General features: G+C 62.2%; 14 protein-coding genes. 13 read left to right on the forward strand and 1 reads right to left on the reverse strand.

The genetic code is table 11. The features are described from left to right. Positions 1 to 149 precede the first annotated feature (149 nt). Positions 150 to 797 carry an outer membrane protein OmpA gene (gene ompA, locus J8I87_RS34115; protein WP_012400146.1) on the reverse strand — a complete coding sequence of 216 codons (648 nt, stop codon included), beginning with the start codon at positions 795 to 797 and terminating at the stop codon, positions 150 to 152. 516 nt (positions 798 to 1,313) lie between these two features. On the opposite strand from ompA, the gene gyrA reads away from it, so the two are divergent. The 13 genes from gyrA to J8I87_RS34180 form a co-directional block, all read left to right on the forward strand. Further along, complete coding sequence (gene gyrA / locus J8I87_RS34120) at positions 1,314 to 3,938, forward strand: DNA gyrase subunit A (RefSeq protein ID WP_209936666.1); 2,625 nt, start codon at positions 1,314 to 1,316, stop codon at positions 3,936 to 3,938. A gap of 116 nt (positions 3,939 to 4,054) precedes the next feature. After that, positions 4,055 to 4,663: a DUF2059 domain-containing protein gene (locus J8I87_RS34125; RefSeq protein ID WP_209936667.1), complete on the forward strand. Its 609-nt coding sequence runs from the start codon at positions 4,055 to 4,057 to the stop codon at positions 4,661 to 4,663. Positions 4,664 to 4,889: 226 nt separating this feature from the next. Next, on the forward strand, positions 4,890 to 5,972 hold the full coding sequence (gene serC / locus J8I87_RS34130; RefSeq protein WP_209936669.1) for a 3-phosphoserine/phosphohydroxythreonine transaminase: 1,083 nt from the start codon (positions 4,890 to 4,892) through the stop codon (positions 5,970 to 5,972). A 62-nt stretch (positions 5,973 to 6,034) separates the two neighbouring features. Beyond that, positions 6,035 to 7,117 carry a prephenate dehydratase gene (gene pheA / locus J8I87_RS34135; protein WP_209936670.1) on the forward strand — a complete coding sequence of 361 codons (1,083 nt, stop codon included), beginning with the start codon at positions 6,035 to 6,037 and terminating at the stop codon, positions 7,115 to 7,117. A 57-nt stretch (positions 7,118 to 7,174) separates the two neighbouring features. Next, positions 7,175 to 8,287: a histidinol-phosphate transaminase gene (gene hisC, locus J8I87_RS34140; protein ID WP_209936671.1), complete on the forward strand. Its 1,113-nt coding sequence runs from the start codon at positions 7,175 to 7,177 to the stop codon at positions 8,285 to 8,287. A 51-nt stretch (positions 8,288 to 8,338) separates the two neighbouring features. Beyond that, positions 8,339 to 9,313 carry a prephenate dehydrogenase gene (locus J8I87_RS34145; RefSeq protein WP_209936672.1) on the forward strand — a complete coding sequence of 325 codons (975 nt, stop codon included), beginning with the start codon at positions 8,339 to 8,341 and terminating at the stop codon, positions 9,311 to 9,313. Between the two features lie 18 nt (positions 9,314 to 9,331). Beyond that, positions 9,332 to 10,636, forward strand: coding sequence for a 3-phosphoshikimate 1-carboxyvinyltransferase (gene aroA / locus J8I87_RS34150; protein ID WP_209936675.1), 1,305 nt, complete (start codon positions 9,332 to 9,334; stop codon positions 10,634 to 10,636). Positions 10,637 to 10,682: 46 nt separating this feature from the next. Then, the gene (gene cmk, locus J8I87_RS34155; RefSeq protein ID WP_209936677.1) at positions 10,683 to 11,369 is read left to right on the forward strand and encodes a (d)CMP kinase; all 687 of its coding nucleotides are present in this window, start codon (positions 10,683 to 10,685) and stop codon (positions 11,367 to 11,369) included. A gap of 151 nt (positions 11,370 to 11,520) precedes the next feature. Continuing rightward, a complete protein-coding gene (rpsA, locus tag J8I87_RS34160) occupies positions 11,521 to 13,251 on the forward strand; it encodes a 30S ribosomal protein S1 (protein ID WP_209936679.1) in 1,731 nt (576 codons plus the stop codon). A 22-nt stretch (positions 13,252 to 13,273) separates the two neighbouring features. Beyond that, positions 13,274 to 13,597 (forward strand): integration host factor subunit beta, encoded by a 324-nt coding sequence (locus J8I87_RS34165; RefSeq protein WP_209936681.1) that lies wholly within the window; start codon positions 13,274 to 13,276, stop codon positions 13,595 to 13,597. A gap of 363 nt (positions 13,598 to 13,960) precedes the next feature. Next, positions 13,961 to 14,254 carry a lipopolysaccharide assembly LapA domain-containing protein gene (locus J8I87_RS34170; RefSeq protein WP_087738089.1) on the forward strand — a complete coding sequence of 98 codons (294 nt, stop codon included), beginning with the start codon at positions 13,961 to 13,963 and terminating at the stop codon, positions 14,252 to 14,254. Positions 14,255 to 14,308: 54 nt separating this feature from the next. After that, the gene (gene lapB, locus J8I87_RS34175) at positions 14,309 to 15,484 is read left to right on the forward strand and encodes a lipopolysaccharide assembly protein LapB (protein WP_209936683.1); all 1,176 of its coding nucleotides are present in this window, start codon (positions 14,309 to 14,311) and stop codon (positions 15,482 to 15,484) included. 120 nt (positions 15,485 to 15,604) lie between these two features. Continuing rightward, a partial coding sequence (locus tag J8I87_RS34180; RefSeq protein WP_280923127.1) for a 2-dehydropantoate 2-reductase N-terminal domain-containing protein occupies positions 15,605 to 15,747 on the forward strand: 143 nt, incomplete at its 3' end.

A 15,747-nucleotide genomic window follows, 5' to 3' on the forward strand; every position in this document is an offset into this window, starting at 1 on the left:
TAGGGCGGCGCACGGGGCGGCAAAAGCGCCGGGTCACGGGCCGCGTCGGGACGCTCGCGCGTCCCGCTGCTCGCGCTGGCTGTCTGCCGGGTGGCGGCATAAAAAAAGCCCCGCCAACGCGGGGCTTGGATACTGCGGTAATCGGTAGCTTACTGCTTCGAAGTACCGACAACTTCGACTTCCACGCGGCGATCCGGTGCGAGGCAGGCGATGAGTTGCTTGCGGTTCTTCTGGTTGCAGCCCGTCGTAACCGGGTTGCGCTTGCCCTTGCCTTCCGTGTAGATACGGTTGGCTTCGATGCCCTTGCTGACCAGGTATGCCTTGACAGCTTGTGCACGGCGCAGCGACAGACGGTCGTTGTACTTGTCCGAACCGATGCGGTCGGTGTAGCCCGTGGCCACAACGACTTCCAGGTTCAGGCCTTGAATCTTCGATGCCAGATCGTCCAGCTTCTCCTTGCCAGCCGGCTTCAGGATTGCCTTGTCGAAATCGAACAGCGTGTCAGCCTGATACGTGATCTTCTGGCTGGTGATTGCCGGAGCGACCGGTGCCGGTGCCGGCGGGGTCGGTGCCTGTGCGACCAGTGCGCCATCGCATTTTGCGTTAGCCGTTGCCGGCGTCCAGAACGCATCGCGCCAGCAAAGCTCGTTCGTGCCGTTCATCCACACGTATTCGCCGGTACCGTTCACCCAGTTGTCGTTCGTGGCTTGTCGCGACGCCGGCACGGACTGTGCCGAAGCGGATGCAGCCATAACTGCGGTAGCTGCAATGAACGCGAGCTTTGAAAGTTTATTCATATTTCTCCTCTCGAAATTGAGATTACCGCAGGTTTACTGCGAGCCTGTTGACGGATGACCAGTCATACATTGCTCGAAGTATAACATCGGTGCCGGACAAAAGACGCTGTGTGTAGACTTCGAGCAGTGTCTAACTTTGTGCGTTGGCATTTTGCCATATCGTTCCCTTCCGACGATAAAAAAAACCGCCCCCTATCCATACGCCCGGTCGAATGTGGTGCATGCGCAACAAAGGGTGTCAAGTTCATCAACAGGCCGCTGGAGGCTGTTCGGCGCGGGCTGCGCGTGAGCATTTTTCGGGCCTGATCTAGCCACGCGCGAGGTGCTTCCAGGTGCCGTTTTCGCGCGTCCCGCTAATAGGTATACGCACGTCGCCGGGAGCGGATGCACCGCATGGTAGAATCGCGTGATGCGCTGCGCTCGCAGACGCTCAAGAACTAGACACAGGGGTAGGCCCAAGCGGTGAGGTGAAAAACGCGTTTCCCTCATCGTCTTCGCGCGTAAACGATACGGACAATGGATCAATTCGCCAAAGAGACTCTACCAATCTCCCTAGAGGAGGAAATGCGCCGCTCGTATATCGAGTACGCAATGAGCGTGATCGTAGGGCGCGCGCTTCCCGATGTCCGAGATGGTCTGAAGCCGGTGCACCGGCGCGTGCTGTATGCGATGCACGAGCTGAACAACGACTGGAACCGGGCGTACAAGAAATCGGCGCGTATCGTCGGCGACGTAATCGGTAAGTACCACCCGCACGGCGACTCGGCTGTATACGACACGATCGTCCGCATGGCGCAGGACTTCTCGCTGCGCTATATGCTCGTCGACGGACAAGGCAATTTCGGGTCGGTCGACGGCGACAACGCCGCGGCCATGCGCTACACCGAAATCCGTATGGCGAAAATCGGCCACGAGCTACTCGCCGATATCGACAAGGAAACGGTCGACTTCCAGCCGAACTACGACGGCAGCGAAAACGAGCCGTCCATTCTGCCCGCGCGCATCCCCAATCTGCTGATCAACGGCTCATCGGGCATCGCCGTCGGAATGGCGACGAACATCCCGCCGCATAACCTGACCGAGATCGTCGACGCCTGCCATCATCTGCTGAAGAACCCGGAAGCGTCGATCGACGAGCTGATCGAGATCGTGCCCGCGCCTGACTTCCCAACGGCGGGCATCATCTATGGCGTCGCCGGTGTGCGCGACGGCTATCGCACGGGCCGTGGCCGCGTGGTGATGCGCGCCGCGACGCACTTCGAAGAGATCGACCGCGGCCAGCGCATGGCGATCATCGTCGACGAACTGCCGTATCAGGTGAACAAGCGTTCGCTGCTCGAGCGGATCGCCGAGCTGGTGAATGAGAAAAAGCTCGAAGGCATTTCGGATATTCGCGACGAATCCGACAAAAGCGGCATGCGTGTCGTGATTGAGCTGAAGCGCGGCGAAGTGCCTGAGGTCATTCTCAACAATCTTTATAAGGCGACACAGCTTCAGGACACGTTCGGCATGAACATGGTCGCGCTGGTGGACGGCCAGCCGAAGCTGCTGAATCTGAAGGAAATGCTGTCGCATTTCCTGTCGCATCGCCGCGAAGTGCTGACGCGGCGCACCGTATACGAATTGCGCAAGGCGCGCGAACGCGGTCACGTGCTCGAGGGCCTGGCCGTCGCGCTTGCCAACATCGACGACTTCATCGCGATCATCAAGGCCGCGCCGACGCCGCCCATTGCGAAGCAGGAGTTGATGGACCGCTCGTGGGATTCGTCGATCGTGCGCGAGATGCTGCAGCGCGCGGAATCGGAAGCCGCGTCGTCGGGCGGCCGCGCGGCGTACCGCCCTGAAGGGCTGAATCCGGCGTACGGCATGCAGGCTGACGGGCTGTATCGTCTGTCGGACACGCAGGCGCAGGAAATTCTCCAGATGCGCCTGCAACGCCTGACGGGGCTCGAGCAGGACAAGATCATCAGCGAGTACCGCGACGTGATGGCCCAGATCGCCGACCTGCTGGATATCCTCGCGCGTCCCGAGCGCATAACTGCCATCATCTTCGACGAACTCACCTCGATCAAGAGCGAATTCGGCGACGAGCGCCGCTCGAAGATCGAGATGAACGCGACCGAGCTGAACACGGAAGACCTCATCACGCCGCAGGACATGGTCGTGACGATGTCGCACGCGGGTTACGTGAAATCGCAGCCGTTGTCCGAATATCGCGCCCAAAAGCGTGGAGGCCGCGGCAAACAGGCGACGCAGATGAAGGACGACGACTGGATCGACACGCTCTTTATCGCGAACACGCACGATCACATCCTGTGCTTCTCGAATCGCGGCCGCGTCTACTGGCTGAAGGTTTATGAAGTGCCGCAGGGTTCGCGCAATTCGCGCGGCCGTCCAATCGTCAATATGTTCCCGTTGCAGGAAGGCGAAAAAATTACTGTCGTGCTGCCCGTGAAGGAATTCTCGGCCGACAAGTTCGTTTTCATGGCGACGGCGCTCGGCACCGTCAAGAAGACGCCGCTCGAAGCATTTAGCCGTCCGTTGAAGAAGGGCATCATCGCTGTCGGACTGGATGACGGCGACTATCTGATCGGCGCGGCCATCACCGATGGCGAGCATGACGTGATGCTGTTCTCGGACTCGGGCAAGGCGGTCCGCTTCGACGAGAACGACGTCCGGCCGATGGGCCGCGAAGCGCGAGGCGTGCGCGGCATGCAGCTCGAAGACGGCCAGCAGGTGATCGCGCTGCTCGTTGCCGGCGACGAGCAGCAGTCGGTGCTGACGGCGACGGAAAACGGCTACGGCAAGCGCACGCCGATCACGGAGTACACGCGCCACGGCCGCGGCACGAAGGGCATGATCGCGATCCAGACATCCGAGCGCAACGGCAAGGTGGTCGCCGCGACGCTCGTCGACCCGGAAGCGCAGATCATGCTGATCACGAACACGGGCGTGCTGATCCGCACACGCGTGTCTGAAATTCGAGAAATGGGCCGTGCAACGCAAGGTGTTACACTCATCAGCCTTGATGAAGGCACCAAGCTTTCCGGTCTGCAACAGATTGCCGAAGCGGAAGCTGACGTGGACGGCGATGCCGACCTGCCTGCCGACGAGGCGGGCGAAAACGGCGAAGCATCCTGATCCGTGCCGAAGCTTCTCAAGTAACGCGTAAAACCGCGCGGGCCTTTTGAGCGCATCGGGCCGATGCGCCGCCTGCGCGGTGAAGCAGTCAGGTTAATTTTTCTTAGGGAGTAGTGATGCAAAAACGATTCAAGCAGTTGATGGTTCTGGCCGCTTTCGTGCCGACGCTCGCGATGGCGCAAGCGTTGCAAAACCAGCAGCCGGCCCCGGCTGCTCCGGCTGCTGCTGCCCCGGCCGACCCGGCCAAGCAGGCTGCCATCAAGGATCTGCTGGATGCGATCGACGCACAGAAGCTGGTCGGCGCGATCGGCAACAGCGCGCAGATGCAAGCGAAGCAACTCGTCCCGGCGATCCTCTCGGACGCGCTGTCGGAAAACAAGACGATGACGGACAAGCAAAAGCAGGCTTCCGTCCCGACGCTGCAGAAGAACGCCGTGCCGAAGCTGGTTGACTCCGCAGGCCAGGTCTTCGCAACGGACGCATTCAAGCAGGACGCGATGCAAGCCCAGTACGACGCGTATGCGAAGTACTACAGCACGCAGGAAATCAAGGATCTGACATCGTTCTACAAGAGCCCGACGGGCCGCAAGTTCATCCAGGTGCAAGACCAGGTTGGCCGCGACGTCGTGAACGGTCTGATGCAGAAGTACATGCCGCAATCGATCAAGGCGACGCGCGACCAGGCCGACAAGGAAGTCGCTTCCGTCAAGCCGGCCGCGAAGTAAGCAGGTCGAACGAGGCTGAACGGCGCTCGAAGCGTCCGCCCGGCGCGGCATGAGAGGAAAATCTGTCGATTTCCCTTGAACGTCAGAGGTTTGGCGGGTTTTGAGCGTCAATGCGATAATGGCCGTTTGCGCGTGCGCGCAGACGGCCATTTTCTTTCAGGCGCGGTTTCCGGCTCTTTTGCATGCCGCGCGCCAGCTTTCGGGGTTCTCACGCAGGATTTCCATAATGCGCGTCTTCAATTTCTCCGCCGGTCCGGCGGCCATGCCCGAAGAAGTGCTGCGCCAGGCAGCCGACGAAATGCTCGATTGGCGCGGCAGCGGCATGAGCGTGATGGAAATGAGCCATCGCGGCAAAGAGTTCATGACGATCCATGAAGAGGCGCTGATTGACCTTCGTGATCTGCTGCGCGTGCCGTCCAGCCATCAGATTCTCTTCCTGCAAGGCGGCGGGCTCGGCGAAAACGCGATCGTGCCGATGAACCTGATGGGCCGCAAGGCGCGCGCGGACTTCGTCGTGACGGGCTCCTGGTCGCAAAAGTCGTTCAAGGAAGCGCAGAAGTACGGCGCGGCGCATCTGGCTGCGAGCGGCGAAACGGCCGATGGCTTTACGCATGCTCCCGCGCGCGCCGAGTGGAACCTGTCCGACGACCCCGCCTACGTGCACCTCTGCACGAACGAGACGATTCACGGCGTCGAGACCTTCGAGATCCCCGATCTCGGCGATATACCGCTCGTCGCCGATGCGTCGTCGCACATCCTGTCGCGCCCGATGGATATCGCCAAATACGGCGTGTTGTTCGGTGGCGCGCAGAAGAATATCGGCATGGCGGGCGTGACGGTCGTGATCGTGCGCGAGGATCTGCTGGACCGCTCAATGGCCATCTGTCCGTCGGCGTTCGAATGGAAGACCGTCGCGCTGAACAATTCGATGTACAACACGCCTCCCACCTATGCGATCTATATTGCCGGGCTGGTGTTCAAGTGGTTGAAGAAGCAGGGCGGTCTGACGGCGATCGAGGCGCGCAACGTTGAAAAAGCGAAGCTGCTGTACGACACCATCGATTCATCGAGCTTCTATCTGAACAAGGTCGAGCGCAACGCTCGGTCGCGGATGAACGTACCGTTCTTCCTCGCCGACGAGTCGCGCAATGAAGATTTCCTGGCCGGCGCGAAAGCGCGCGGGCTGGTGCAGCTGAAGGGCCACAAGTCCGTCGGCGGCATGCGGGCGTCGATTTACAACGCGGTGCCGCTCGAAGGCGTCAAAGCGCTTGTCGAGTACATGAGGGAATTCGAACAGCGCAGCGCGTGATTTTTTCCGGTCGCGGCGCGCGCATCCTCTTTCGAACTGGCCCCGAACCGGCCGCTATAAGCATGGACGACGAACTCAATTCCCAACTCAAACCGCTGCGCGAACGTATCGACGCGATCGACGCGCAGCTCATCGCGCTCCTGAATCAGCGCGCGGCGATCGCGCTCGAAGTCGGCGAGGTGAAGAAGCACTTCAACGCGCCCGTGTTTCGGCCGGAGCGCGAACAGCAGGTGATCGCGCGCCTGCAGGACATGAGTCAGGGGCCGCTCGCGGGCGAGCACATCAGCGCGATCTGGCGCGAAATCATGGCCGCGAGCCGCGCGCTGGAAAAGAATCTGACGGCCGCCTACCTCGGCCCGGCCGGAACCTATAGCGAACAGGCGATGCACGAGTACTTCGGTCAGTCGATCGAAGGGCTGCCCTGTGCGTCGATCGACGAAGTGTTCCGCTCGGTCGAAGCAGGCGGCGCGGAGTTCGGCGTCGTTCCCATCGAGAATTCCACGGAAGGCGCGGTGTCGCGCACGCTCGATCTGCTGCTGCAAACGCAACTGCTGATTGGCGGCGAGCTCGCATTGCCGATTCACCACAATCTGCTGACGCTCAACGGCGGCCTGACGGGCGTGACGCGCGTCTGCGCGCACGCGCAGGCGCTCGCGCAGTGCCAGGGCTGGCTCTCGACACACGCGCCGCATGTCGAGCGCCAGGCGGTGTCGAGCAACGCCGAAGCCGCGCGCATGGCCGCGCAAGACCCGACCATCGCAGCCATCGCCGGTGACCGCGCCGCGACCCAGTACGGTCTGCAGGTCGCATACGCGCTGATCCAGGACGACCCGCACAACCGCACGCGCTTCGTCATGATCGGCAAGCAGCCGACGGGCGCGAGCGGCTATGACAAGACGTCGCTGATCGTGTCGGTCGCGAACGAGCCCGGCGCGATGTTCAAGCTGCTGGAGCCGCTCGCGCGGCATGGCGTGTCGATGACCCGTTTCGAGTCGCGTCCGGCGCGCGTCGGCACGTGGGAGTATTACTTCTACATCGACGTCGAAGGCCATCGCGACGATGCGCCCGTTGCCGCCGCGCTCGGCGACCTCGGCCAGAAAGCGGCATTCCTGAAAATACTCGGTTCGTATCCGCGCGCGCGCTGATACGCAGACTTCGTTTTCCAGGCAAGCACGCCTGGCTAGAGCAATCTGGAGATACCCATGACAACGTCGTTCGGTCCTTCCTACGTTCGCGCGATCGCGCCTTATGTGGCTGGCAAGCCGATCTCGGAAGTCGCGCGCGAATTCGGGCTGGACGAAGCGCGGATCGTGAAGCTCGCGTCGAATGAAAATCCGCTCGGCATGCCGGAATCTGCGAAGACGGCGATGGCGCAGGCCGCGAGCGAACTCGGCCGCTATCCGGATGCAAACGCGTTCGAACTGAAGGCGGCGCTGTCCGCGCACTACGATGTGCCTGCCGACTGGATCACGCTCGGCAACGGCAGCAACGACATTCTCGAACTGGCCGCGCATGCGTTCGTCGAGAAGAACCAGTCGGTCGTCTATTCGCAGTACTCGTTCGCCGTCTACGCGCTGGCGACGCAGGGCATCGGCGCGCGCGCAGTCGTCTTGCCCGCCGTCAAGTACGGTCACGATCTCGACGCGATGCTCGCCGCCATCAGCGACGACACGCGCCTCGTCTTCGTCGCGAACCCGAACAATCCGACGGGCACGTTCATCGACGGCCCGGCGATCGAAGCGTTCCTGTCGAAGGTGCCGCGCCACGTCGCCGTGGTGCTCGACGAGGCGTACACGGAATACCTGAGCGCCGACAAGCGCTACGACTCGATCGCGTGGGTGCGCCGCTATCCGAATCTGCTGGTGTCGCGCACGTTCTCGAAGGCGTTCGGTCTCGCCGGTCTGCGTGTCGGCTTCGCGATCGCGCAGCCGGAATTGACCGATCTGATGAACCGTCTGCGTCAGCCTTTCAACGTGAACACGCTCGCGCAAGCGGCCGCGATCGCCGCGCTGAACGACAAGCCGTTCCTGCAAAAGAGCGCGGAACTGAATGCACAAGGCTATCGCCGCCTGACGCAAGCATTCGACAAACTCGGCCTCGAATACGTGCCGTCGGACGGCAACTTCGTGCTGGTGCGCGTCGGCGATGAAGACGACGCAGGCAACCGCGTGAACCTGGCGTTGCTCAAGCAGGGCGTGATCGTGCGTCCGGTGGGCAGCTACGGTTTGCCGCAATGGCTGCGCGTGACGATCGGCCTGCCGGAAGAAAACGAGGCGTTCATCGCGGCGCTCGAAAAGACGCTGGCGACGGCCTGAGCGTTCCAATGCAATCCACGCGCCTCACGGACAGCGAGGCGCGTTTTTTCTGTGACTGACGTGGCTGCGTTCTCTTTCGACAAACTGGTGATTTTCGGCGTCGGGCTGATCGGCGGGTCGCTCGCGCGCGCGCTGCGCGAGCGCGGCGACGTCGGCGGCGAGCGGCGCGTGATCGGCGTGGGGCGCTCGCCGTCATCGACGCAACGCGCGCTCGAACTGGGCGTGATCGACGCAAGTGTTTCGCTGGCCGATGACGCCGCGCTGCCCGACGCGCTCGAAGGCGCCGACGTCGTGCTGCTCGCGGCGCCCGTCGCACAGACCCAACCGTTGCTGGAACGCATCGCGCCGTTTCTCGATTCATCGACCATCGTCACCGATGCCGGCAGCACTAAATCGGACGTCGTCGACGCCGCGCGCGCGGCCCTGGGCGAGCGCATCGGCCAGTTCGTGCCCGGCCATCCGATCGCGGGCCGCGAACTGAGCGGTGTCGATGCGGCGCTGCCGGATCTGTACGTGAACCGCAACGTCGTGCTGTGCGCGCTGCCGGAGAATGCGCCCGCCGACGTCGAGCGTGTTGCCGCGATGTGGCGCGCAACGGGAGCCAGCGTACACGCGATGCCCCCCGGGCAGCATGACCACGTGTTCGCGTCCGTCAGCCATCTGCCGCATGTGTTGTCGTTCGCGCTGGTCGAGCAGATTCTTAATTCATCCGATGCCGCGCTGAAGTTCTCGTTCGCGGCGGGTGGCTTCCGCGACTTCACGCGCATTGCCGCGTCGAGCCCCGAAATGTGGCGAGACGTGTGCGTGGCGAACCGCGCGGCGCTGCTCGACGAAATCGACGGCTATACGGCCGTGCTTGCACGTTTGCGCACGGCCATCGAAGCGAGCGACGGCGCGACGCTCGAAGCCGTGTTCGCGCGCTCGCGCACGGCGCGCAGCGAGTGGCAGGAGCGCGCTGCATCGTCGCAACAGGCGGCGCAGAAGCCGTCGCCCGCGCGTTCGGCAAACGACGACGCGTCGAAATAACTGGACACTGGAATTCACATGGAACACCTCGATCTCGGACCATTTTCCCGTGCGTCCGGCACGGTCCGTCTGCCTGGCTCGAAGAGCATCTCGAATCGCGTGCTATTGCTCGCGGCGTTGGCCGAAGGCGAGACGACGATCACGAATCTGCTCGATTCCGACGACACGCGCGTGATGCTCGACGCCCTCGAAAAGCTCGGCGTGAAGTTCAAGCGCGACGGCGACACCTGCGTCGTCACGGGCACGCGCGGCGCGCTGCCCGCGGCGCGCGCGGATCTGTTCCTCGGCAACGCGGGCACGGCGGTGCGGCCGCTGACGGCGGCGCTTGCCGTGAACGGCGGCGACTATCGGATTCACGGCGTCCCGCGCATGCACGAGCGGCCGATCGGCGACCTCGTCGACGGGCTGCGGCAGATCGGCGCGAAGATCGACTACGAAGAAAACGAAGGCTTTCCGCCGCTGCGCATCCGTCCGGCGCAGATTTCCGTCGATGCGCCCATCCGCGTGCGCGGCGACGTGTCGAGCCAGTTTCTGACGGCACTCTTGATGACGCTGCCGCTTGTGAAGACCGAAAGCGGCGAGACGATTGTCGAAGTGGCAGGCGAACTGATCTCGAAGCCATATATCGAGATCACGATCGCGCTGATGGCGCGCTTCGGCATCAAGGTCGAGCGGCTTGGCTGGGAGCGTTTCACCATTCCTAATGGCGTGCGTTACCAGTCGCCGGGCCGGATCATGGTGGAAGGCGATGCGTCGTCGGCGTCGTATTTTCTCGCGGCGGGCGCGCTGGGCGGCGGGCCGCTGCGGGTCGAAGGCGTGGGGCGCGGGAGCATCCAGGGCGACGTCGGTTTCGCGACGGCGCTGACGAAGATGGGCGCGAACGTGACGATGGGCGACGACTGGATCGAGGTGCGCGGCGTCGGCAACGACCACGGCAAGCTCGACCCGATCGACATGGACTTCAACCTGATTCCGGACGCGGCGATGACGATCGCCGTCGCCGCGCTGTTCGCGGACGGCACGACGACGCTGCGCAACATCGCGAGCTGGCGGGTGAAGGAAACCGACCGGATTGCTGCAATGGCGACGGAACTGCGCAAGGTCGGCGCGAAGGTGCAGGAGGGCGAAGATTTCCTCGTCGTCACGCCGCCAGAAAGACTGACGCCGAACGCCGCCATCGACACGTACGACGATCACCGGATGGCGATGTGCTTCTCGCTGGTGAGCCTCGGCGGCGTCCCCGTGCGGATCAACGACCCGAAATGCGTCGGCAAGACGTTCCCCGATTATTTCGAGCGCTTTCTTGCGCTCGCTCAACCCTGACCGCACTGACAACATCCGCCGCCCGTTTCGACGGGCGACTTTCTAGATGAAACCGACTCGTCCCTTTCACCAGACGCCCGTCATCACGATCGACGGCCCGACCGCATCCGGCAAAGGCACGGTAGCCGCGCTGGTCGCCGCCGAACTCGGCTTCCACCTGCTGGACAGCGGCGCGCTGTACCGGCTCGCCGCGCTCGCGAGCGTGCGCTACAAGATTGCCGCCGACGATGCCGACGCGCTTGCAAAACTGGTTGGCGACCTCCACATCACGTTTCGCGAGGGCATTGCGCAGCTCGATGGCGTCGATGTCTCGACGGACATTCGCGCCGAGGAAATTGGCAACCGGGCGTCGGCGATCGCCGTCCATGCGCCGGTCAGAGCCGCGCTGGTGGCCCGTCAGCGGGCTTTCCGCAAGCTGCCCGGCCTCGTCGCGGACGGCCGCGACATGGGCACCGTGATCTTCCCGGATGCGATGCTGAAGGTGTTTTTGACGGCCAGCGTCGAGGCGCGCGCGGCCCGCCGGCATAAGCAATTGATCCAAAAAGGATTTTCTGCTAATATGGATGACTTGCTCCGGGATTTGCGTGAACGCGACGAGCGCGACAGCAAGCGCGCAGCCGCGCCGCTCAAGCCCGCAGCAGATGCGCAGCTTCTCGACACCTCAGCATTGTCGGTCGACCAGGCGGTCGAACAGGTGGTGCAGTGGTACCGGGCGCTGGTTCCGCAAAGCTGAACGCGGCAAGTACGCATCGAAGTGTTTTTTGTTGTTGTGCTGGTGCTTCGCCATTGGGCGCGAAGCGATTGTTTAACCCTTAACCCCGTATGGCTTTCGCTCCTTTGCCGTAGTGCTGAACCGTGGTGGTTCACCTGACGCTGCGAAGACCATGCAAATTCAGATTTTTATGTCCGACCTGCAAACCTCTACCCCGAATACCGAATCTTTTGCGGCTCTGTTCGAAGAGTCGCTGACCAAGCAAGACATGCGCGCTGGCGAAGTGATCTCCGCCGAAGTCGTGCGTGTCGACCACAACTTCGTGGTCGTCAACGCTGGTCTCAAGTCCGAAGCCTACATCCCGCTCGAAGAGTTCCTGAATGACGCGGGCGAGGTAGAAGTGCAGGCGGGCGACTTCGTTTCCGTCGCGATCGACGCGCTGGAAAACGGCTATGGCGACACCATCCTGTCGCGCGACAAGGCGAAGCGTCTGGCTTCGTGGCTGTCGCTGGAAAAGGCCCTCGACAACAACGAACTCGTGACGGGCACGATCACGGGCAAGGTCAAGGGCGGCATGACCGTCATGGTCAATGGCATCCGTGCATTCCTGCCGGGCTCGCTGGTCGACACGCGCCCTGTCAAGGACACGACGCCGTACGAAGGCAAGACGCTGGAATTCCGCGTCATCAAGCTGGACCGCAAGCGTAACAACGTCGTGCTGTCGCGCCGCGCCGTCATCGAGGCGACGCAAGGCGAAGAGCGCGCAAAGCTGCTCGAAACGCTGAAGGAAGGCGCGATCGTCGAAGGCGTGGTCAAGAACATCACCGACTACGGCGCGTTCGTGGACCTCGGCGGCATCGACGGCCTGCTGCACATTACGGACATCGCATGGCGTCGCGTGCGTCATCCGAGCGAAGTTCTGTCGGTTGGCCAGGAAGTCACGGCAAAGATCCTCAAGTTCGACCAGGAAAAGAACCGCGTCTCGCTCGGTATCAAGCAACTGGGCGACGATCCGTGGGAAGGCATCTCGCGCCGTTACCCGTCGGGCACGCGCCTGTTCGGCAAGGTCACGAACATCACCGACTACGGTGCGTTCGTTGAAGTCGAGTCGGGCATCGAAGGCCTCGTCCACGTATCGGAAATGGACTGGACGAACAAGAACGTTGCTCCGTCGAAGGTTGTCCAGCTGGGCGACGAAGTCGAAGTCATGGTTCTCGAAATCGACGAAGACCGCCGCCGTATTAGCCTCGGCATGAAGCAGTGCAAGCCGAATCCGTGGGACGACTTCAGCCGCAACTTCAAGAAGGGCGACAAGATCCAGGGCGCAATCAAGTCGATCACCGACTTCGGCGTGTTCATCGGTCTGCCTGGCGGCATCGACGGTCTGGTTCACCTGTCGGACCTGTCGTGGAGCGAAACGGGCGAAGAAGCTGTTCGCAAGTACAAGAAGGGCGACGAAGTGGAAGCGATCGTTCTCGGCATCGACGTCGAGAAGGAGCGCATCTCGCTGGGTATCAAGCAGCTCGAAGGCGACCCGTTCAGCAACTTCGTTGCAATGAACGACAAGGGTTCGATCGTTGACGGCGTAGTCAAGGCGGTTGACGCGAAGGGTGCTGTGGTTCAGCTGACGGCTGACGTCGAAGGCTACCTGCGCGCTTCGGAAATCGCGCAAGACCGCGTGGAAGACGCTCGCAACGTGCTGAAGGAAGGCGACAAGGTCAATGCGATGATCATCAACATCGACCGCAAGTCGCGCGGCATCAACCTGTCGATCAAGGCAAAGGACTCGGCTGAGCAGCAGGAAGCGATGCGCGGCCTGCAAGCTGACAGCAGCTCGGCAGCAAGCGGCACGACCAACCTGGGCGCGCTGCTGAAGGCCAAGCTCGACGGCCAGAACCAGTAAGCCTTAAGGGGTCTGCTGCAGTATGACCAAATCGGAATTGGTCGCCCAGCTGGCTACGCGATTTCCGCAACTTGTCCTCAAGGATGCGGATTTCGCGGTGAAGACGATGCTCGATGCGATGTCGGACGCTCTGGCGAACGGCCATCGCATCGAAATTCGCGGCTTCGGCAGCTTCGGCCTGAACCGCCGTCCATCCCGCGTCGGGCGCAACCCGAAGTCGGGCGAAAAGGTGTTGGTGCCCGAGAAGTATGTGCCGCACTTCAAGCCCGGCAAGGAACTGCGCGAGCGCGTGGATCGTCGCGCGGGCGAGCCGTTGAAAGCCGAAACCCCGGACGACGATCTTTAAGCCGGCTCTGTTGGATATTCCGCAGTTCAGGTTGAAGCTCGCCGGTGGCTACGTCAGTCAGACGGCAATGACCGGAAAAAGCGCCCCAGGGCGCTTTTTTTTCGTCCGCAGTGTGGAATGGCGAGGGGCGGCGTGCGTATGAACGCTCCGTTCAAGCGCGCCGTTCGAGTGTCCACGTCCGAGCGCACACCCGCACACGATTTTCCCGCCCTTAAACGACAGTAAGGCGTCGGCCGCCGCATGCCTGTGCCAGTCGCGATAGGGTTCATTTACAATACGGGGCACTTCGGCGTGGGCAAGCACCGTGGCGCGATGCGCCATTTGGCCGGCGTCATCCCGCAACTGCCGTCAAGAGATCACTACATGAAATTTATCGTCTGGCTGATTCGCGTGCTGGTGTTCGTGCTGTTGCTGGTGCTCGCACTGTCCAATACGCAAAGCGCTACGCTGAATTTCCTCGCCGGGTATTCGTGGCAGGCACCTTTGATTCTGATCGGACTGGCGTTCTTCGTGGTGGGTCTGCTGGCTGGGCTGGTATCGTCGTTGCCGGCGATGTTCCGGCTGCGGATGGAAAACGGCCGCCTCAAGCGTGAGCTGCGCGTGGCGCGCGAAACGCCCGTCGCCGTCGAAGAGCCGCCGATGCCCCCGCTCATCTAGCTTTTTTGCCGTGTGCGTTGAGCGCGCGGCCTCCTTCGCACTCCGCACATTCGCATGGATCTAGACCTCTGGTGGCTGCTCGTCATACCCGTCGCGTTCGCGTTCGGTTGGGTGGCCGCGCGTTATGACCTGAAGGCGCTCCTTTCCGAAAGCGCCAATCTGCCGCGTTCGTATTTTCGCGGACTAAACTTTCTGTTGAACGAGCAACCGGACCAGGCGATCGACGCCTTCATCGAAGTCGTCAAACTCGATCCGGAAACGATCGAACTGCACTTCGCGCTCGGCAACCTGTTTCGCCGGCGAGGCGAAACAGATCGCGCGATTCGCGTGCATCAAAACCTGTTGAGCCGGGCGGACCTGCCTGTCAGCGAGCGCGATCACGCATTGTTTGAACTCGGACAGGATTTTCTCAAGGCGGGTTTGCTGGACCGCGCGGAAGAGACGTTCAAGGCGCTGCAAACGGGCGACTACGCACTCGGCGCCCAGCGCGCGCTCTTGACGATCTACCAGATCGAGAAAGACTGGATCAAATCGATCGACACCGCGCGCCGGCTCGAAACGATGGGTGCCGAGTCGCTCGACAAGGAAATCGGCCATTTTCATTGCGAACTCGCGCAGGAAGCGCTGCAGCAGAAGAACCCCGACGAAGCACGGCGTCAGCTGGATCTCGCGCTGAAGGCGCATCCGCAGAATGTGCGCGCGACGATTCTGTTCGGCGATGTCGATGCGGCGGCTGGCCAGCACGAGAAGGCGATCGAGCAGTGGTTCCATGTCGAGGAGCAGAATGCGGCGTATCTGCCCCTCGTCGCCGAGAAGGTGATGAAGGGATACGAAGCGCTCGGACGTCAGGAAGAGGGCGCGGATTTGCTGACGACCTGGGTCGATCGCTATCCGTCTAATGATCTACTGGACGTCGCGTATCAGTACGTATCGGCGTTGCGCGGCCCCGAGGCCGCCCACGCGCTGGCGCGCACACAGATGCAGAAGTCGCCGAATCTCGCCGGCATGACACGCCTGCTCGAGGCGCAACAGGCGGTGGCCGAAGAGCCGCGCCGCAGCGAACTGGAACTGATGCGCACGTTGATTCGCCAGCGCACCAAAAATCTGCCACGGTACACGTGCCAGAATTGCGGCTTCCGGGCGCGGCTCTTCTATTGGCAGTGTCCCGGCTGCAGCGGTTGGGAAACCTATGCGCCGCGCCGCGTCGAGCCGATCACCGCATCGAGCTGATGCGCGGCGCCCATAAAGGACGCGGATGAACGTGCATGAACGCGCATGAATGCGGATACCACGCCATCGCGCGCCACTGAAGCATCGAACATTGAACCGGCATCACCTACCGGAAAGCGTATGAAAATCACCATTATCGGCACGGGTTACGTAGGTCTCGTCACGGGCGCATGTCTTGCCGAAGTTGGCAACGACGTCTTCTGCCTCGACGTCGATCCGCGCAAGATCGAGATCCTCAATAACGGCGGCATGCCGATTCACGA

Source organism: Paraburkholderia sp. LEh10, assembly GCF_017814945.1.
Taxonomy (GTDB): domain Bacteria; phylum Pseudomonadota; class Gammaproteobacteria; order Burkholderiales; family Burkholderiaceae; genus Paraburkholderia.